Annotated in this window: 15 protein-coding genes and 1 pseudogene; 13 read left to right on the forward strand and 3 right to left on the reverse strand. The window is 67.8% G+C overall.

What is annotated here, in order from left to right; genetic code table 11:
• Positions 1-10 precede the first annotated feature (10 nt).
• The gene (gene trpD / locus AC5Y2L_RS21840) at positions 11-1,114 is read left to right on the forward strand and encodes an anthranilate phosphoribosyltransferase (RefSeq protein WP_499931688.1); all 1,104 of its coding nucleotides are present in this window, start codon (positions 11-13) and stop codon (positions 1,112-1,114) included.
• Here the strand turns inward: trpD and AC5Y2L_RS21845 are convergent.
• Positions 1,052-2,899, reverse strand: a pseudogene (locus AC5Y2L_RS21845) (DEDD exonuclease domain-containing protein); the annotation flags it as partial. The gene trpD and the pseudogene AC5Y2L_RS21845 sit on opposite strands and share 63 nt — an antisense overlap.
• A gap of 80 nt (positions 2,900-2,979) precedes the next feature.
• Here AC5Y2L_RS21845 and AC5Y2L_RS21850 point away from each other — a divergent pair.
• From AC5Y2L_RS21850 to pimB, 4 genes are all read left to right on the forward strand, one after another.
• The gene (locus tag AC5Y2L_RS21850) at positions 2,980-3,225 is read left to right on the forward strand and encodes a hypothetical protein (protein WP_499931686.1); all 246 of its coding nucleotides are present in this window, start codon (positions 2,980-2,982) and stop codon (positions 3,223-3,225) included.
• 235 nt (positions 3,226-3,460) lie between these two features.
• Positions 3,461-4,579 (forward strand): peptidoglycan hydrolase RipC, encoded by a 1,119-nt coding sequence (gene ripC, locus AC5Y2L_RS21855; protein WP_499932383.1) that lies wholly within the window; start codon positions 3,461-3,463, stop codon positions 4,577-4,579.
• Positions 4,580-4,649: 70 nt separating this feature from the next.
• A complete protein-coding gene (locus AC5Y2L_RS21860; protein WP_499932381.1) occupies positions 4,650-5,405 on the forward strand; it encodes a hypothetical protein in 756 nt (251 codons plus the stop codon).
• 84 nt (positions 5,406-5,489) lie between these two features.
• Positions 5,490-6,632: a GDP-mannose-dependent alpha-(1-6)-phosphatidylinositol monomannoside mannosyltransferase gene (gene pimB, locus AC5Y2L_RS21865; protein ID WP_499931684.1), complete on the forward strand. Its 1,143-nt coding sequence runs from the start codon at positions 5,490-5,492 to the stop codon at positions 6,630-6,632.
• Between the two features lie 13 nt (positions 6,633-6,645).
• Here pimB and AC5Y2L_RS21870 read toward each other — a convergent pair whose 3' ends face one another.
• Positions 6,646-8,448 carry an AMP-dependent synthetase/ligase gene (locus tag AC5Y2L_RS21870; protein ID WP_499931682.1) on the reverse strand — a complete coding sequence of 601 codons (1,803 nt, stop codon included), beginning with the start codon at positions 8,446-8,448 and terminating at the stop codon, positions 6,646-6,648.
• A gap of 130 nt (positions 8,449-8,578) precedes the next feature.
• On the opposite strand from AC5Y2L_RS21870, the gene AC5Y2L_RS21875 reads away from it, so the two are divergent.
• The 5 genes from AC5Y2L_RS21875 (at position 8,579) to AC5Y2L_RS21895 (ending at position 11,988) form a co-directional block, all read left to right on the forward strand.
• Positions 8,579-8,968: a polyketide cyclase / dehydrase and lipid transport gene (locus AC5Y2L_RS21875; RefSeq protein ID WP_499931680.1), complete on the forward strand. Its 390-nt coding sequence runs from the start codon at positions 8,579-8,581 to the stop codon at positions 8,966-8,968.
• Positions 8,969-9,075: 107 nt separating this feature from the next.
• Complete coding sequence (locus AC5Y2L_RS21880; protein WP_499931678.1) at positions 9,076-9,510, forward strand: SRPBCC family protein; 435 nt, start codon at positions 9,076-9,078, stop codon at positions 9,508-9,510.
• Positions 9,507-10,769 carry an ArsA family ATPase gene (locus tag AC5Y2L_RS21885; RefSeq protein ID WP_499932379.1) on the forward strand — a complete coding sequence of 421 codons (1,263 nt, stop codon included), beginning with the start codon at positions 9,507-9,509 and terminating at the stop codon, positions 10,767-10,769. The genes AC5Y2L_RS21880 and AC5Y2L_RS21885 overlap by 4 nt, the downstream gene beginning before the upstream one ends.
• On the forward strand, positions 10,766-11,170 hold the full coding sequence (locus AC5Y2L_RS21890; RefSeq protein WP_499932377.1) for a hypothetical protein: 405 nt from the start codon (positions 10,766-10,768) through the stop codon (positions 11,168-11,170). The genes AC5Y2L_RS21885 and AC5Y2L_RS21890 overlap by 4 nt, the downstream gene beginning before the upstream one ends.
• An 80-nt stretch (positions 11,171-11,250) precedes the next feature.
• Entirely contained in the window at positions 11,251-11,988 is a 738-nt protein-coding gene (locus AC5Y2L_RS21895; RefSeq protein ID WP_499931676.1) for a lysophospholipid acyltransferase family protein, read from the forward strand.
• A gap of 11 nt (positions 11,989-11,999) precedes the next feature.
• Here the strand turns inward: AC5Y2L_RS21895 and AC5Y2L_RS21900 are convergent, their stop codons facing one another.
• A complete protein-coding gene (locus tag AC5Y2L_RS21900; protein ID WP_499931674.1) occupies positions 12,000-13,292 on the reverse strand; it encodes a glycosyltransferase 87 family protein in 1,293 nt (430 codons plus the stop codon).
• A gap of 96 nt (positions 13,293-13,388) precedes the next feature.
• Here AC5Y2L_RS21900 and AC5Y2L_RS21905 point away from each other — a divergent pair, with 96 nt between their 5' ends.
• The 3 genes from AC5Y2L_RS21905 (at position 13,389) to AC5Y2L_RS21915 (ending at position 16,209) form a co-directional block, all read left to right on the forward strand.
• Positions 13,389-14,252: a hypothetical protein gene (locus tag AC5Y2L_RS21905; RefSeq protein ID WP_499932375.1), complete on the forward strand. Its 864-nt coding sequence runs from the start codon at positions 13,389-13,391 to the stop codon at positions 14,250-14,252.
• A gap of 9 nt (positions 14,253-14,261) precedes the next feature.
• The gene (locus AC5Y2L_RS21910; protein ID WP_499931672.1) at positions 14,262-14,753 is read left to right on the forward strand and encodes a polyadenylate-specific 3'-exoribonuclease AS; all 492 of its coding nucleotides are present in this window, start codon (positions 14,262-14,264) and stop codon (positions 14,751-14,753) included.
• A gap of 70 nt (positions 14,754-14,823) precedes the next feature.
• Positions 14,824-16,209 carry a class II 3-deoxy-7-phosphoheptulonate synthase gene (locus tag AC5Y2L_RS21915; protein WP_499931670.1) on the forward strand — a complete coding sequence of 462 codons (1,386 nt, stop codon included), beginning with the start codon at positions 14,824-14,826 and terminating at the stop codon, positions 16,207-16,209.
• Positions 16,210-16,272: the final 63 nt, after the last annotated feature.

Consider the following 16,272-nt stretch of genomic DNA (forward strand, 5'->3'; position numbering starts at 1 on the left):
CCATCGGCGCGTGATTGTGTCTTCTGAGGCGTCTTCGCCAGGCGGGTCACCCGCGGTTCCGGCTGGGCCGGCGCCGTCATGGCCGCAGATCCTGAGCCGACTGACGGCTGGAGAAAACCTGGCCCGGGGCCACGCGGCCTGGGCCATGGACCAGATCATGACGGGTAATGCGCGGCCCACGCATATCGCCGCGTTCGCCGTCGCGATGAAGATGAAGCGTCCCACCGCGGCCGAGGTCAGTGAATTGGCCGATGTGATGCTGCGCCATGCGCGTCAGATGCCGTCCAATGCGATCCGGGACGACACCGTCGACGTCGTAGGCACTGGCGGCGACGGCGTCAATACGGTGAACCTGTCCACCATGGCGGCGATCGTGGCCGCCGCCGCAGGCGTGCCGGTGGTCAAGCACGGCAACCGGGCGGCATCCTCGCTGTCCGGCGGCGCCGACACGCTGGAGGCACTCGGGGTCCGTATCGACCTTGGACCCGAGCAGGTCGCGCGCAGCCTCGACGAACTCGGGATCGGATTCTGCTTTGCGCCGCTATTCCACCCGTCCTACCGTCACGCAGCCACGGTGCGCCGCGAGATCGGGGTGCCGACGGTGTTCAATCTCCTTGGGCCGCTGACCAATCCAGCGCGGCCACGGGCCGGCCTGATCGGTTGCGCGTTCGGCGATCTCGCCGAGGTGATGGCCGGGGTCTTCGCCGCTCGCCGATCCAGCGTGCTGGTTGTGCACGGCGACGACGGGCTCGACGAGCTGACCACCACAACCACCAGCACCATCTGGCGCGTGCAGGCGGGCACGGTGGACAAGCTGACCTTCGATCCCGCGGGTTTCGGGTTCGCGCGCGCGGAACTCGACGAGCTGCTCGGCGGCGACGCGCAGTCCAACGCCGCGGAAGCGCGCGCGGTACTCGGCGGAGCCAAGGGCCCGGTCCGGGACGCCGTGGTGCTCAACGCCGCCGGGGCGATCGTGGCGCATGCCGGGTTATCCAGCCGCGCCGAGTGGCTGCCGGCGTGGGAGGACGGGCTGCAGCGGGCCAGGGCCGCGATCGACACCGGCGCGGCCGAACAACTGCTCACGCGATGGGTGCGGTTCAGTCAGCAGGTCTGAGCCGCGATCCTGCTCGGCCGCCAGCCGCGCCGAGCGCGCCGTCGCCGCCCATTCGGCCCATGCCCCCGCCGCCCGCACCGGGGAAGCCCATCCGGTGTCGTCCAGGCTGACGACGCGGACGATGCGCACCCCCGGGCCCGCCAGCCAGCGGGCGATCAGTGCGGTCTCCTCCACCAGCGCGCCCCCGAGCGGGGCCGGCGCCGGAATGACCGTCTGGGCACCGGCTCGAATCGCCTCCACCGCTGGCATGGGTGCGACCCCGCGACGGACCGCGCCGGCGGCGGCTAGCTGGCCGTGGCGGATCACGCAGAGGTGGTAGCCGCCCTGCCCGTCGGGTGCGGCGGCAATCAGCTCGGGCAGCGCGGCCAACGCGCGCAGACGCTGCCCGCGCCAAATGGTTTCGATGGCGGTGGCGGTGTAGTCGCGCAGTCGCGCCGCGCTCTCGTAGCGATGCAGCCCGGCCAGCCGAGTGACCTCGTGGACCGCAGCGGCCAGGGCGGTGTTGTCCTGGCCGTCGATCAGCGCCGCGGCCCGCGCGACCGCCGTCGCGTATTGGGTGGCGCTCACCCCGCGTGCGGCGGGACAGGGCGACACCTCGACCTCCGGACAGGCCGGCCCATGCAGCGCCGAACGTCCGAGCCGGGTGGTGCACGTCCGTACCCCGGTGAAGCGCGCCAGCAGGGCCGCCGTCGCAGCGGCGTCGCTGCGGGACCGAAATGGTCCGACAGCGCGGTCGTGTCGGGGGGAGCGGACCACCGACAGGCGCGGAAACGCCTCGTCGCTGAGCACCACCCACCACCATCGCTGCGGGAATCTGGACCGGCGGTTGTACGGCGGGGCGTGCGCCGCCAGCATCCGTAATTCGCGGACCCCGGCCTCCAGCGCGTGCGCGCACTCGATGTGGTCGATGCGGTCGGCCAGCTGCACCATCTCCTTGATCCGGCCGCGCCGGTCGGCGCCGTTGAAGTACTGGCTCACGCGCCGCCGCAAGTCGACGGCGGTGCCCACGTAGAGCACCTCTGCCGCCGGGCCGCGAAACAGGTAAATACCGGGGCGGTGCGGTAACCCCTCGGCCAGGATCCGTTTGCGGCGCTGGCCTGGCGTCACGTCGGGCAAGTAGGAGCGCAGGTCGGCGTAGGTGTGCACGCCCTGGTTGCCCACTCGTTCGATGAGTGCGTGCAGCACGTCGACGGTGGCGCGGGCGTCGTCGAGGGCGCGGTGGGTGGGCTGGGCGGCGACAGCGAACAACCGCGCCAGGGCGGCCAATCGCACGCTGGGCGCTTCCTCGCGGCTGAGCACCCGGCGGGCCAACCGGACGGTGCACAGCACCTGCGGCCGAGGCCAGGCGATACCGCAGCGCTGGGCGGCGGCCCGCAGGAACCCGACATCGAACCCGGCGTTGTGGGCGACCAGCACCGAGTCGCGCGCGAACTCCAGAAACATCGGCAGCACGCCATCGATGGTCGGGGCGTCGCACACCATCGCCGACGTGATGCCGGTGAGCTGGACGATCTGGGGCGGGATGCTGCGCTGCGGGTCTACCAGGGTGGCGAACTCGCCGAGCACGGCGCCGCCGCGGACCTTGACCGCACCAATCTCGGTGATGGCGTCGGCGGGCGTTTCGCCACTGTCCGTCGTGCGTCCGCCGGTGGTCTCCAGATCCACCACGACGAAAGTGGTTTCGCGCAAGGGCATTTCATCGGCCGCGACCGCTGGGCACAGGTCGGCGAAGCTCAGCTGGGTGCCGCCGGTCGCTCGCACACCCGAGACGTTAAGCGCAACCACCGACAGCTCGGCCGGAAAGATGTCGGTGGTCGCGGTTAGCGTGCGAAGGAACTCAGGCGGAGGCGAGCGAGAGGACCCTGATGAGGCATAGCACTGGACCCGACAGCAACGCCGGCGCGGCGGGCGAGCCGGTGGTCATCGACTGTGACGACTGTGCGGCGCGGGGCGCGGGATGCCGCGATTGCGTCGTCAGTGTGATACTCGGGGTACCGGAAACTTTATTGTCTGACGAGCGCGCCGCTTTGGAAGTACTCGCCGATGCCGGTTTGGCCCCGCGGCTTCGGCTGGTGCCGATTCGACGCGACCGCGGGCCGGGTGTGGCCTAATTGCGCTGTGCCGCTTAATTCCTGGATAGCGCCGGTTGGCGGGAGATCGCTCACAAAGAAATGACAGAAATCTTTCTATTTTCTTAATGCTCCGCTTTGGACAAACGCGTATATCGTTTCGTAACCTGTTTGAGACCTAAAACCGGCTCGCTACGATGCGTCGACGGCAGTTCAAGGAAGCAACACTTTGAAGCTCAACTGTAAGCATCCGATTGCGCGTGCCATCGCGCGTTCCATGGTCGGTACGCTTGCGGCCTTCACAGTCTTCTCCGGTGTCGTTGCCACGAACGCGTTCGCTGATCCCGCCAGCGATGCGGTGGCAAAGCTCAACGAGCTCTCTCGACAGGCCGAGCAGACCACCGAAGCCATGCATACCGCCCAGCTGGATCTCGTCAAGAAGCTGGCCGCGCAACGGGCGGCGGAAAAGAAGCACGCGGAGGACCAGGCCGCCGCACAAGCCGCCAAGGACCGGCTGGCCAGCTTCCAGAGCGCGGTCAACAAAATCGCCGTCGCCAACTACATGGGTGGTCGCACCGACGGCATGCACGCCATCCTGACGGCGAAGGCTCCGCAGCAGCTCATCGACAGTTTGTCGGTGCAGCGGGTGCTGTCGGCCGAAATGTCCAAGCAGATGGCGAATTACCGAGCCGCCGGCGAGCAGGCGGCCAAGGCCGAACAGGCATCCGCCAAGTCCGCCGCCGACGCCAAGAGCGCGGCCGAACAGGCCGCCGCCGTACGGGCCAGCCTGCAGTCCAAGCAGAGCCAGTTGCAGGTGCAGATCGCCGTGGTCAAGTCGCAGTACCTCGCGCTGACCCCCGACCAGCGCAACGCGCTTGCCGATCCTGGGCCTGTTCCCGCGGCGGCGCCCAGAGCCCCGGCGCCGGCCCCAGATGCCGCGCCGCCCGGCGCGCCACCCGCTGCCGGTCCGCCCGGCGCGCCACCCGCCGAGGGGCTACCCCCAGGGGAGGCTCCGCCGCCGGAAGGCGCTCCCGGGCCGGTTCCCACCGGCGACCGCGCGACCGTCGTGCAGGCGGCGTTGAGCCAGGTCGGGTCGTCGTACGTGTGGGGCGGCGCCTCGCCGGGCGGATTCGACTGCTCAGGGCTGGTGATGTGGGCCTTCCAGCAGGCCGGCATTTCTCTGCCGCACTCCAGCCAGGCGCTGGCCCACGGCGGTCAGCCGGTGGCGCTGTCGGATCTGCAACCCGGTGACGTGCTGACCTTCTATTCCGACGCGTCACATGCCGGCATTTATGTGGGCGACGGGATGATGATCCACTCCTCAACCTACGGAGTGCCGGTGCGGGTGGTGCCGATGAACTCCTCGGGCCCGATCTACGACGCGCGCCGCTACTAAACAGGCCGTCGTAAGGCGCCGGTGGTCGTCGCTGCTGGCCTGGATATTGGTGTGCGAGTTGCTCGCTGCCGTGGTGCTGGCGGTCCATCCCGGGCCTAGGACACCTGCCGGACACTCCCCGGTGGTCGTCGGTGACAGGACCGTCCGGCTGATCGATCTGGGCGGGCCCGACGCCGGACGACTGCTGGCCCGGATCGGGTCCAATGTCAGCGCCGCCGTCGACAAGGTGACGGCCTTCTGGGGAGCCGACTGGTCCCGCGAGGTTTCGGTAGTGGCCGCCGGCTCGGCGGAACAGTTTCGCGCCGCCGCCGGAGGCGGGCCGGCCTCGCAGTGGGCCGACATCGCCGCGGTCACGCTGGTGGACCGGGTCGACTTCGCTCACCGGGTGGCGGTCAACCAGCGGATGGTGTTCGCCCCGGGCGCGGTCGACATGAGCGACAACGCCCTGCGAATAGTGTTGACGCACGAGCTTTTTCACTATGCCGCCCGGGTGGACACCGCCCTGGACGCGCCGCGCTGGCTGACCGAGGGGGTAGCCGATTTCGTCGCCCGTCCGCATACGCCCGTCGACGCGTCGACCACGGCGCCGGTATTGCCATCGGACGCCGACCTGGACGCGCCCGGGCCGCAACGCTCGCTGGCTTATGACCGCGCGTGGTGGTTCGCGCGGTTCGTCGCCGACACCTACGGCACGGCGAAGTTGCGGACGCTCTACCTGGCCGCCTGCGGCGTGGGACACGCCGACCTGTTCACCGCCGTTCACGACGTGCTCGGCGCCGACCCGGGGGAGCTGGTGGCGGCCTGGCGCCAGTGGCTGGCGCGCTAAACCACGAGACGCAAAATCACCCTTTTCGGGCCGAAATGAGGGGCTTTTGCGTCTCCTCGCGCCCGGGAAGCTAGCCTCACCCGAGTGAGCCGGGTCCTGCTGGTAACCAACGACTTTCCGCCCCGGCGCGGCGGCATCCAGTCCTACCTCGGGGAGTTCGTCACTCGGTTGGTCACGGCCCGCTCCCACGACGTGACGGTGTATGCACCGCAATGGAAGGGCGCCGACGTATTCGACGATTCGGCGCGCCAAACCGGCTATCGAGTAGTACGTCACCCCGGCACGCTCATGCTCCCCGGCCCGACGGTCGACGGTCGGATGCGCCGGCTGATCGCCGATGACGCAATCGACACCGTCTGGTTCGGCGCGGCCGCCCCGTTGGCGCTGCTGAGCGAACGCGCCCGCGGCGCGGGCGCGAGCCGGGTGCTGGCCAGCACCCACGGCCACGAAGTGGGGTGGTCGATGCTGCCTGTCGCCCGGTCAGTGCTACGCCGCATCGGCGAGCAGACCGACGTCGTGACATTCGTCAGCCGGTACACGCGGTCCCGGTTCGCGCCGGCGTTCGGGCCCGCGGCGTCACTGGAGTACTTGCCGCCGGGAGTGGACACCGACCGGTTTCGCCCGGACCCCGCCGCCCGCGCCGAACTTCGCGCTCGCTACGGACTCGGTGACCGGCCCACGGTGGTGTGCCTGTCGCGGTTGGTGCCGCGCAAAGGCCAGGACGTATTGATCAAGGCCCTACCGTCGATCCGTCGGCGTGTCGACGGGGCCGCGCTGGTGATCGTCGGCGGCGGCCCGTATCTGGACCCGCTGCGCAAGCTGGCGCGCGAACGGGGAGTGGCCGACCACGTCACGTTCACCGGCGGGGTGCCCACGCCGGAGCTGCCCGCCCATCACGCGCTGGCCGACGTGTTTGCGATGCCTTGCCGCACCCGCGGTGCGGGCATGGATGTCGAGGGGTTGGGCATCGTCTTCCTGGAGGCCTCGGCCACCGGTGTGCCGGTGATCGCCGGCGAGTCCGGCGGAGCCCCAGAAGCCGTGCAGCACAACAAAACTGGGCTGGTGGTCGACGGCCGCTCGGTGGAAAAAGTCGCTGATGCGGTCGCGAAGTTGCTCACCGACCGCGACCGGGCCGCCGCAATGGGCGCCGCCGGCCGGGAATGGGTGACGGCCCAGTGGCGCTGGGACACGCTGGCCGCGCGGCTGGCCGACCTGCTGCGCGGCTAACGGTAGCCCGGCGTCAGTCCTTGGTGTAAATCGCCTCGATGTCGGAGGCGAACTTCTCCGCCACCACGTTGCGCTTGACCTTCATGGTCGGCGTCAGCTCCCCGGTGTCCTCGGTGAAGTCGACGGGCAGAATCCGGAACTTGCGGATCGACTCCGCGTGCGACACCTGCTGGTTGGCCTGCTTGACCGCCGCATCGACCTCGGCCACCAGGTCGGGGTCGGTGGCCAGATCGCCCACCGAAGCGCTGCCGGACTTGCTGTTGCGCTGCTTCCAGCCCTCGAACGCCTCCGGATCGATGGTGATCAGCGCGCCGATGAACGGTTTGTTGTCGCCGACCACCATCGCCTGGCTGATCAGCGGATGGCTGCGCAGCTGGTCCTCCAGCACGGCGGGAGCCACATTCTTGCCCCCGGCGGTGACGATCAGCTCTTTCTTGCGTCCGGTGATGGTCAAGAAGCCGTCCTCGTCGACCGCGCCCAGATCACCCGTGCGGAACCAGCCGTCGGTGAACGCCTCCGCGGTGGCCTGCTCGTTCTGCCAGTAGCCGGTGAAGACCACACCGCCACGCACCAACAGCTCTTTGTCGTCGGCGATGCGCAGGCTGTTGCCCGGAACCAGCTTCCCGACGGTCCCGATCTTCAGCGCGCCGATCTGGTTGACCGTGATCGCCGCACTGGTCTCGGTCAATCCGTAGCCCTCATAGATGGTCACGCCCACCCCGCGGAAGAAGTGGCCCAGCCGCGCACCCAGCGGCGCGCCGCCGGAGACCGCGGCGTGGCAGTCGCCGCCGAGCGCCGCGCGCAGCTTGTGGTAGACGAGTCGGTCGAACAGCGCATGCTTGGCGCGCAACACCAACCCCGGTCTGCCACTGTCGTGGGCGCGGCTCCAGTCGACCGCGGTCTGCGCTGCCTGCTTGAAGATCGGACCCTTGCCCTCGTTGGCGGCCTTCTGCTCGGCGGTGTTGTACACCTTCTCGAACACCCGCGGCACCGACACCACGACCGTCGGCTTGAACACCGCGAACAGCGGCAGCAGATTCTTGATGTCGCTGGTGAACCCGACGGTCACCTTGCTGGCGAAGGCGGACAAGGTCAGTGCCCGGGCCAATACGTGCGCCAGCGGCAAGAACACCAGCAGCCGCTCACCCTGGCGCAGCAGCGTCGGCAGGCACTCCTGCGTGCCGCGGATCTCGTAGAGCAAGTTGGCGTGCGTGAGTTGGCAGCCTTTCGGCCGCCCGGTGGTCCCCGAGGTATAAATCAGGGTCGCCGCATCCTCGGAGCGCAGCCCCTGCAGCCGCGCAGTCAGCTCGGCCTCGTCGACCGACGCGCCCTCCTCGGCGAGCTGGTCCAGTGCTTTTGGTCCGGAGCCGTCGATGTGCAGCACCCGGCGTAGCTCCGGCAGCTCGCCGGTGAGCTCGGCGATCATCGCGGCGTGCGCGTCAGTTTCCGCGAATGCCAGAACGGCTGCGGAGTTCTGCAGCACCCAGCGCACCTGCTCGGCCGATGACGTCTCATAGATCGGAACGGTGACGCCGCCAACGGCCAGGATCGCCAGGTCGAGGATCGCCCACTCGTAGCGGGTCGCCGAAAAGATGGACACCCGGTCGCCGGCCTGCACGCCGAGCGCGAGCAAACCCAATGCGGCGGAACGAATTTGGCGGGCCGCCTCGGCGCAGGTGACGTCGGTCCACTCGCCGTCGATCAGGCGCTCATAGATGACGAAGTCCGGATCGTCGCGCTCGTGCTCGAAGACCATGGCGGCGACGTTGTCGTGCTCGTCGACCGAAAAGCGGGCTGGGGCACTTAACTCAGGCACTGGGATGACCTCGCTTGACCTCGGGTGATGTTGCAGGTTGCCGGCTTGCTGTGGCCAGCCTAATCCGACTACCCAAGCACCACCGAGGCGCAGCGGCCGCAGCGGCGATTTGGTGTGCGAAGCTGAAACGATGAACAGCATCCAGATCGCGGACGAAACCTTCGTCGCGGCCGACGGCGCGCGGGTCGGCGCAGCCATCGCGGATCGCTCGAGCTGGCGTCGGTGGTGGCCGGACCTGCGGCTGCAGGTGGTCGAGGATCGCGCCGAAAAAGGGATCCGCTGGTCGGTGACCGGGGCATTGACCGGCACCATGGAGGTCTGGCTGGAGCCGTCGCTGGACGGGGTGGTGCTGCACTACTTCCTGCATGCAGAGCCGTCCGGCGTGACGGCCTGGCAGCTGGCCAAGATGGATCTGGCCAAGATGAACCATCGGCGCCGAGTGGCTGGGAAAAAAATGGCATTCGAGGTGAAGACAACGCTGGAACGCTCACGTCCAGTGGGTACTTCTCCGGTAGTTTAACCGGGTCGACGTTGCGCGTACGAGAGTAACGTTTCGGCTCTGAAGCCGAGCCGCTCCCGCCGAGTGCCGGGAGTCGACCTGCGTGCAGGAGGAAGGTAAGCAGCCAGGTGGCGGAGAAGACGACGCAGAAGATTTTCATCAATGCCGATCCGAGCACCGTGTTGGAAGTGATCGCCGACATCGACACCTATCCGGAGTGGATCTCGGAGTACAAAGAAGCCGAAGTGCAACAACGCGGCGAAGACGGATACCCGAAAGTGGTGCGCTTCGTGATGGACGCCGGCGTCATCAAGGACACGCTGGTCATGTCCTACATCTGGCCGGAGGACCGCAAATCGCTGAGCTGGACCCTGGTCTCCAGCTCGCTGCTGAAATCGCTCGAGGGCTCATATCACTTGGCGCCCAAGGACTCTGGCACCGAGGTCACCTACGCGCTCACCGTGGACCTCGCTCTCCCGATGATCGGGATGCTCAAGCGCAAGGCCGAGCGCAGGTTGATCGACAGCGCTTTGAAGGATCTGAAGAAACGAGTCGAGGGCTGAGTGATTCAACCGCACTCCCAGCGGCCGCCCGGATCAGTCTCTTCGTCGGCAAGGGCGGGGTAGGCAAATCCACGCTGGCCTCGGCCACCGCCGTTCGTGACGCCAGCGCAGGACGCCGGGTGCTGCTGGTCTCCACCGACCAGGCTCATTCCCTGGGCGACGTGCTGGGTGTCCCGGTGCCGCCCAGTGGCTCGGGCGAACCGGTCCGGGTGCTTGTCGACGACCCCGACGCGGGCGGGTTTCTGGACGCGCTGGCGCTGGACACCCTGGCCCTGCTCGAGATGCGCTGGCGCGACATCGTGGACACCCTGGACCGGCGATTTCCCGAGTCCGAGTTGAGCAGCATTGCCCCGCAAGAGCTTTCGGCATTGCCGGGCATCCAGGAAGTGCTCGGCCTGCACGCGGTAGGCGAACTTGCGACGGCTGGGCGTTGGGACCGCGTCGTGGTCGACTGCGCCTCGACCGCGGACGCACTGCGGATGCTGACGCTGCCGGCCACCTTTGCGCTATACGTCGAGCGCGCCTGGCCGCGGCATCGCAGGCTGTCCGTCGGCGCCGACGATCCCCGCTCGGCCGCGATCGTGGAACTGCTGGAGCGCACCGCCGCCAGCGTGGAGCGGCTCGGCGCCCTGCTGACCGACGGCGACCTGGTGAGCGCGCACCTGGTGCTAACCCCCGAGCGGGTGGTCGCGGCGGAAGCGACTCGCACGCTGGGCTCGTTGGCGCTGATGGGTGTTCGCGTCGAAGAGCTGATCGTGAATCAGGTGCTGGTGCGCGACGAGTCCTACGAGTACCGCAACCTGCCCGACCATCCGGCGTTCTACTGGTACGCCGAGCGCATCTGCGAACAACGTTCGGTGCTGGCCGAACTCGACACCACCATCGGAGACGTGGCGCTGGTGCTGACGCCACACCTGGCCGGTGAGCCGATCGGCCCCAAGGCGTTGGGTGAACTGCTCGACAGTGCCCGTCGGCGTGGCGGAGCCGCCCCGCCGGGCCCGTTGCGTCCTATTGTGGACTTGGAGTCCGGGTCGGGGCTTGCGTCCGTGTATCGAATGCGGGTCGCGTTGCCCCAACTCGATCCGGGCGCGCTGACACTGGGCCGGGTCGACGACGACCTGATCATCAGTTCCGGCGGGCTGCGACGCAGGGTTCGTTTGGCGTCCGTATTGCGGCGGTGTACGGTGCTGGACGCGCATCTGCGGGGCAGTGAGCTCACTATTCGTTTCCAACCAGATCCGGAGGTGTGGCCGAAGTGAATGGGGCACATCCCGACATCGGTCCCGAGTTGCGCAAGCTTGCCCAAGCACTGCTGAACGGGCTGGACCCGGCGCTGCGTTCGGCGGCCGCCCTGGCGTCAGCCGCGGGCTCGGCGGGCGACGGAGGTAATAGAGCGCCGGGCAAGTGCCAACAGGTCTGGTGCCCGGTGTGCGCGCTGGCCGCCTTGGTCAGCGGCGAACAGCATCCGTTGGTGACGGTCATCGCCGATCACAGCGTCGCCCTGCTGGACGCGATCCGGTCCATCGTCGACGACATGGACCGGATGCCGAACCCTCCGCCGGACGACCCGTCCGGGGGCGTCAGCGCCAACGGAAGCGGTCCCGAAGAGCCCGCCGTAAAGACGCGTTACCAGCCCATCCCGGTCACCGTCGAGGAGTGAGCGGCCCGGCGCCGAGGTGGTCGGAGCCGTCGTACATGGGTACAGTTGGACACCATCGAGTGTGGGTGAGAGGGAGGGCCATGTGGTACTGGCTATTCAAGTACATCTTCATGGGCCCGCTGCTCTCGCTGCTTGGTCGGCCGAAAGTCGAAGGCCTGGAACATGTTCCGAATTCCGGGCCGGCGATACTGGCCAGTAACCATCTGGCCGTCGCGGACAGTTTCTTTCTGCCCCTGGTGGTTCGGCGCCGCATCACGTTCCTGGCGAAAGCCGAATACTTCACCGGCACCGGACTGAAGGGCTGGTTCACCCGCTGGTTCTACACCGTCGCCGGCCAGGTGCCGATCGATCGCAGCGACGCCGATGCCGCGCAGGCGGCTCTGCACACCGCCGAGCGATTGCTCGAGCAGGGCAAGTTGCTGGGCATGTACCCCGAGGGCACCCGTTCGCCCGACGGCCGGCTGTACAAGGGCAAGACGGGGTTGGCGCGGCTGGCGCTGCAAACCGGAGTTCCGGTGATTCCGGTGGCGATGATCGGCACCAACGTCGTCAACCCGCCCGGCAGCAAGATGTGGCGGTTCGGGCGGGTCACCGTCCGGTTCGGCAAGCCGATGGACTTCTCCCGCTTCGAGGGACTGGCCGGCAACCGTTTCATCGAGCGGGCCGTCACCGACGAAGTGATCTACGAACTGATGGGTTTGTCCGGTCAGGAGTACGTCGACATCTACGCCGCAACCGTCAAGGACGGCAACCACAACGGGTCCGGGCAGGGGTCCAACAGCGAGGCGGTGCGGATTCCGGAGACGGCCGCGGGCTGATCGCGGGCGGATCAACCGGCCGCCGGGACAGGTGTCAGCTCGGGCGCGGCGGCATCCTGCGGTGACCTTCGCGCGCTGACCGTGATCCCGGCGGCGATGATGACCGCCAACGCCCACCACACGTAGGACATGCCCAGCAGCTGACGCCACCAGTTCGCGGTCGCCTCATGGTGTTTGGGCAGCAGGTCGATTGGCGTCCACCTCATCAGCGCAACCCCGACCACGCTCAGCACGGCCAGCACCGCATTGCGACGTCGCCAGGCCAGTACCGTCGTCACCACGACGGCCGGCAGCACCCAGACCCAGTGATGCGACCACGACACCGGTGACACCACCAGCCCGAACAGCGCGACGCAGATCAGCGCCAGAGCCGGCTCGCCGGCCCGCAGTACCCGTTGCATCGCCCAGACCGTGAGGGCGAGCACCAGCAGGCACGCGCCCGCCCACAGCAGGAAGCGCTCGTGCTCTCCCAGCCCGAGCCGGGCGAGTGCCCCCGCGATGTTCTGGTCGGTGTTCAGCGCCGCATCACCGATCCGTGCGGTGTTGCGCGCGGTGTGAGTCCAGTACTCCCAAGAGTCATGCCAGGCCAGGGCGAAACCGACCAGCGTCGCAGCCACGAAGGACGCCAAGGCGGTCAGCGTGGCGCGGCCGTCGCGGCGCAGCAGGAAATACAGCAGGAACACTGCTGGAGTGAGTTTCAGCGCTATTCCCAAGCCCAGCAGTAGCCCGCGCGGCCACGGCGTGCGCCGGGGCAGGCAGTCGGCGATCACCAGGGTCATCAGCACCACGTTGATTTGGCCGAACGCGAAGTTGGAGCTGATCGGCTCTAGCCAGAGTGTCGCGGGCGCCACGAGCATCGCCGCCAGCCACAGCCGACGCGCCCACACCGGCCCGGGCAGCACCTTCGAGCCGGCCCACACGTCCAGGGCAGTGAGCACGATCGTCGTCGAGACGATCAGCAGCAGCAATGTCAAAACCGTGATTGCGACGCTGGCCGCGGGCATGTGCAACCACGCGAACGGACAAAAGGCGATGGCCGCCAGCGGCGGGTAGGTGAACGGCAGCTTCAGTCCGATGGGTGTGTTGAACAGCACATCGCCCGTGTACAGCGGATGTCCGTCCAGCCAGGCCTGACCGCCCATCTGATAGATATCGATGTCGATGCGGTAGGGCGTGTGCCCGAACAGCGTCCAGGCCACATAACCGAGGGCCGCGGCGGCCAGCACCCAGAGCAGGCAAAACCACCAGACTCGCCCATGGCTGCTGTCAGGAGAGCCCACCTCGGGCGCCTGCGAGTTACTCATGTCGCGGTCAAGCCTAATGGTTGACCTGTCGGGTGATTGCCGGAGCAGCGCGGCTCCCGCCCCGTGTCGCCATCTGGGCGTAGCTTTTTGGGGGTGTTGTTCCGTTGGTTGCAGCATGACATCGTCGACCGGGGCCGGTTACCGCTGCTGTGCTGCCTGGTCGCGTTCATCCTGACCTTTTTCGTCACGCGAACCTGTGTGCGCTTCATCCGCCGGCGAACCGACACCGGTGCGCCGGCGCGGTGGTGGCAGCCGCGCAACATCCACATCGCGTCGATACACATCCACCACGTGGCGTTCGGCGTCGTTTTGGTGATGATTTCCGGGCTGACCATGGTGTCGTTGTCCGTCAACGGACAAGAGCCCGAATTGACCGCGGCGGCCGTCCTTTTCGGAATCGGCGCCGCATTGGTGCTCGACGAGTACGCGCTGATCCTGCACCTGTCCGACGTGTATTGGGAAGAAGACGGACGAACGTCGGTGGACGCCGTGTTCGCCGCGGTCGCGGTCGCGGGGCTGTTGATCCTGGGCCTGCATCCGCTGATGTTCTTGCTGCCGATCTGGAATGACATTCATTCGGTTTGGCTGCACCTGGTGCTGCTGGGCGGACTGGTGCTGACGCTGCCGCTGGCCATGGTGGTGCTCTTCAAGGGGAAGGTATGGACCGGCCTGTTGGGCATGTTCCTGGTGGTCCTGCTAGTCATCGGCGCGGTCCGGCTCTCACGTCCCCATGCGCCGTGGGCAAGATGGCGGTACTCGCGTCAGCCGGAGAAGATGCGGCGCGCCCTGGAGCGGGAGCGAAAATGGCGTCGCCCGGTAGTACGGGCCAAGCTGTGGGTCCAGTGCCTGGTCGCCGGAACCCCCCGCTTGCCCGACGAGCGCACGGTGGACGCCCAGCTGGACCAGGACGTGCACCCGGCGCCGCCCCCGGAGCCGGTTGGCGTCGGCTCACCGGACTAGGGTGCGCCCGTGCGGTACTTCTACGACACCGAATTCATCGAGGACGGCCGCACCATCGACCTGATCTCGATCGGGGTGGTCGCCGAGGATGGCCGGGAGTACTACGCCGTATCCACTGAATTCGATCCTCAGCGTGCCGGCAGTTGGGTGCGCGCCCATGTCCTGCCCAAGCTGCCGCCGCCGGCCTCACCGTTATGGCGTTCACGCAAACAGATTCGCCAGGAGCTCGAGGAATTCCTCCGGGTGGACGGCGGTGAACCGATCGAGTTGTGGGCCTGGGTCGGCGCGTACGACCACGTCGTGCTGTGCCAGTTGTGGGGGGCGATGCCCGAATTGCCGCGGGCAATACCCCGCTTCACCCGCGATTTGCGGCAGCTGTGGGAGGACCGGGGACGCCCCCGGATGCCGCCGCGGCCGCGCGACGTCCACGACGCGCTGGTGGACGCGCGGGATCAGCTGCGCCGATTCCGGATCATCACCGCGGGCGACCCAGCGGATTAGCTGGGCGATCGCCGACATTCGCGCTGATCAGCCGTCACGGTCCGGTTCGGGACCCAGTTACCATGGACCGATGAACTGGACAGTCGACATACCGATCGACCAGCTGCCGCCACTGCCGCCGCTGCCGGCCGACCTGCGTGCTCGGCTGGACGCAGCGCTGGCCAAACCGGCCGCGCAACAACCGTCATGGGACCCTGATCAGGCCGCGGCGATGCGTACCGTGCTGGAAAGTGTGCCGCCGGTGACCGTGCCGTCCGAGATCATCCGGCTGCAGGACCAGCTGGCCCAGGTCGCCCGGGGTGAGGCATTCCTGCTGCAGGGCGGCGACTGCGCGGAGACGTTCACCGACAACACCGAACCGCACATCCGGGGCAATATCCGCACCCTGTTGCAGATGGCGGTGGTGCTGACCTACGGCGCGAGCCTGCCGGTGGTCAAGGTTGCGCGGATTGCGGGTCAGTACGCCAAGCCACGGTCGGCGGACCTCGACGCGCTGGGGCTCAAGTCTTACCGCGGCGACATGATCAACGGCTTCGCCCCGGACGCCACCGCGCGCCAGCATGATCCGTCGCGGCTGGTGCGCGCGTACGCCAATGCCAGCGCCGCGATGAACTTGGTGCGGGCACTGACGTCGTCGGGCTTTTCGGGGCTGCACCTGGTACACGACTGGAACCGGGAATTCGTGCGGACTTCGCCGGCCGGCGCGCGGTATGAGGCACTGGCCACCGAGATCGACCGCGGGCTGCGCTTCATGAGTGCCTGCGGGGTGGCCGACCGCAATCTGCAAACCGCCGAAATCTATGCCAGCCATGAGGCTTTGGTGCTCGACTACGAGCGAGCGATGTTGCGGCTGTCGGATGAATCCGACGAGCCGAAACTGTACGACCTGTCGGCGCATACCGTGTGGATCGGCGAACGCACCCGCCAGCTCGACGGGGCGCACATCGCATTCGCCGAGGTGATCGCCAACCCGATCGGTGTCAAGATCGGCCCGACCATGACCCCCGAGCTCGCTGTGGAGTACGTCGAGCGGCTCGACCCGCACAACAAGCCGGGCCGGCTGACCCTGGTGAGCAGGCTGGGCAACAACAAGGTGCGCGACGTGCTGCCGCCGATCATCGAGAAGGTCCAGGCCACCGGCCATCAGGTCATCTGGCAGTGCGACCCGATGCACGGCAACACCCACGAGTCGTCCAACGGATACAAGACCCGGCATTTCGACCGCATCGTCGACGAAGTGCAAGGATTCTTCGAGGTGCACCGCGCGCTGGGTACCCATCCCGGCGGCATCCACGTCGAGATCACCGGCGAAAACGTGACCGAGTGTCTTGGTGGCGCGCAAGACATTTCGGACACCGACCTGGTCGGCCGCTACGAGACCGCGTGTGATCCGCGGCTGAACACCCAGCAGTCGCTCGAGTTGGCGTTCCTGGTTGCGGAGATGCTGCGCGACTAACAGCGGTGTTCGCCGGGCCCGGCCCGGCCACCAGACGCAAAATCCCCCCCGACACGGCGTGTC

The sequence above is a fragment of the Mycobacterium sp. NGS66 genome (assembly GCF_059812225.1).